4 protein-coding genes are annotated in these 2171 nt (G+C 32.0%); 1 reads left to right on the plus strand and 3 read right to left on the minus strand.

From position 1 onward, the window contains the following. The 3 genes from SOY52_RS08130 to SOY52_RS08140 all read right to left on the minus strand — a co-directional run. A partial coding sequence (locus SOY52_RS08130; protein ID WP_320848453.1) for a hypothetical protein occupies nucleotides 1-728 on the minus strand: 728 nt, incomplete at its 3' end. Next, nucleotides 715-1077 (minus strand): hypothetical protein, encoded by a 363-nt coding sequence (locus SOY52_RS08135; protein ID WP_320848454.1) that lies wholly within the window; start codon nucleotides 1075-1077, stop codon nucleotides 715-717. The genes SOY52_RS08130 and SOY52_RS08135, both read right to left, overlap by 14 nt. Nucleotides 1078-1136: 59 nt before the next feature. Beyond that, the gene (locus tag SOY52_RS08140; RefSeq protein ID WP_320848455.1) at nucleotides 1137-1562 is read right to left on the minus strand and encodes a hypothetical protein; all 426 of its coding nucleotides are present in this window, start codon (nucleotides 1560-1562) and stop codon (nucleotides 1137-1139) included. Between the two features lie 92 nt (nucleotides 1563-1654). On the opposite strand from SOY52_RS08140, the gene SOY52_RS08145 reads away from it, so the two are divergent. Beyond that, on the plus strand, nucleotides 1655-2171 hold a 517-nt coding region (locus SOY52_RS08145), incomplete at its 3' end, for a serine/threonine protein kinase (RefSeq protein ID WP_320848456.1).

Raw genomic sequence — 2171 nt, forward strand, 5'->3', positions numbered from 1 at the left:
GTGAATTCAATTTCTTCAACACTAAAGATTAAGTTCTCCTCTAATTCTCTTTGGCTCAAAGTGATAGATGAATAAGTCATTGAATTAGGTAATACTGATTTTGCCCAATAAGGATCTATTACATAGCCATTTACACTGGAATCATCTAGAGAAAAAATAACTTCTTTTTCTGTATTATTTTCTAAAAAAACCTTTAACTCTATAGCTGTATCAAATTGGCTTTCAATTATAGTAACCTTAACTTTTTCATTTGCAACTAAAATCCTATCATTATTGCTTTCCACTCTCGAGTATTTTATCTTATTTTTTTCACCATAAGGAAATACATGTACTTGCCCTTTAGCAACAGGATCAGCAAGCCAATCATCACTATCATAAACGCTAAATAACAATAGAATATCAGAAGCTTTGCTAATACCATCCTCTTTTAATCCATAAAAAGAAATACTTACATTTGCTTTCTTTTTAGGAGGTACTTCAGCATATCCAGAAGAATACTCCATAAGGCCGTTAACAGTAGAATCTGTTATAGAGAAAGTATATGTTTTATCTTTCGATTTATTTTCACATTGGGCTTTAAGTGTGAAGCTCCAAGAATCTTCTTCATATGCAACTACTTTCATCATACATTCATTATTATCAACAAGAACAACGGGAGTAATAGGAGTTAGGGCATATAGTAATGAAGAAAGGATTAAAAACAATAATACAAGGCTAATTTTCTTCATTTTTGCCTCTGTCTATAAATAATGAGATAATGTAAATAATTGCAAAAATTAGAGAAATAGATCCCCATATAGCAAGATCAGAGAAGTTTTTTGAGCATGTTACACCAATTAATCCTATGAGAGCATAATTAATCAAGCAAAATATTGCTCCACCCTTCGATTTCCTTGTTGAAACAGATACAATTCCACCAATAAGCATAAGTATGGACATTGCTATTCCAAATCCACCTGAAGTTTCCCCTTCCTCAGCAAAAAGCACATCACCTAAGCCGACTAACGTTGACTGAAAAAATAGTACAAAAGAAAGTACTATTGCAATAATTCCAATAATAAGTTTAACAGTTTTCATATTTCCTCCGTCATTATGATAAGTACTAATAAAACGGAGGTGTTATGCTTAGAGCATAATCATTCAAGTGGTAGAAATGACTTTTCAGAAAGTAATATATTTAATTTAACAACAGAGTCTATTCCACTATTTTCAGCACAGGCAATAAGCGCATCTCTCGGATTTTTTGGATATAGAGGCTGATAGCCTGCTTTCTCTAAACATCTATCTGTTTCATCATTTGAAAATCTGCCACCAACACAGAGTGCAATTATTTTATCTCTCGAAGGATTTCTTCCTGCTGAAATAATTTGGTAAGCATAGTGTATTTCTAAATTACTACGCTTAATGCAATCACTCTTAGAAACACCTTTTTCATCAAGAAGAGAAAGAAAATACTCTCTCCAATTTAAAGTATTGGAGTAATTATTTGAAAACTCCTCCCAATCTTCGACTCTTGAAGACTTAAGGATTGACTTTAATTCTGATGTTTTTCTTTCTGCCATAATCGTCAATATGGTAATATATACTCATGGACTTGTCACGGGAAAAAGATAGAAGGGAAACACCTAACGGATATGAAAATTTAAAATCCTATATGGGTGATAAGAGAGTCTTACTCCTAAGACGTGTTTCAGATGGGAAAATAGTAACTATAAAGAAAGTACCAAAGCAATCTGAAGTAGTTTATCGCAATTTAATGAATCATCATTATAAAGGTATTCCTGAAGTATTAGATATTATTATTTATGACTCTTATTTGAGCATAATTGAAGAATATATTGAAGGAAGAGATATAAGAGCAATACTAGATGAAGGATATCTATTTTCAGAAAAAGAAGCAAAAGCAATAATAACGTCACTTATTTCTATTTTAAAACCTCTTCACGCCCAAAGGCCTTCAATAATTCATAGAGATATAAAACCTGAGAACATTATTTTAGACAATAATGGTAAAGTATGGCTAATAGACTGGGGGGCTGCAAAAAAAGAAACAGAAGATAAAACAAGAGATACCATTTTAATGGGAACAGAAGGTTATGCAGCCCCTGAGCAATATGGTTTTTCTCAATCTGATCCATCAACGGATATCTATGCATTAGGAGTTCTTTTTA

Origin of the sequence: Bullifex sp., assembly GCF_034103065.1 — a bacterium.
Classification (GTDB): Bacteria; Spirochaetota; Spirochaetia; order Sphaerochaetales; family Sphaerochaetaceae; genus Bullifex.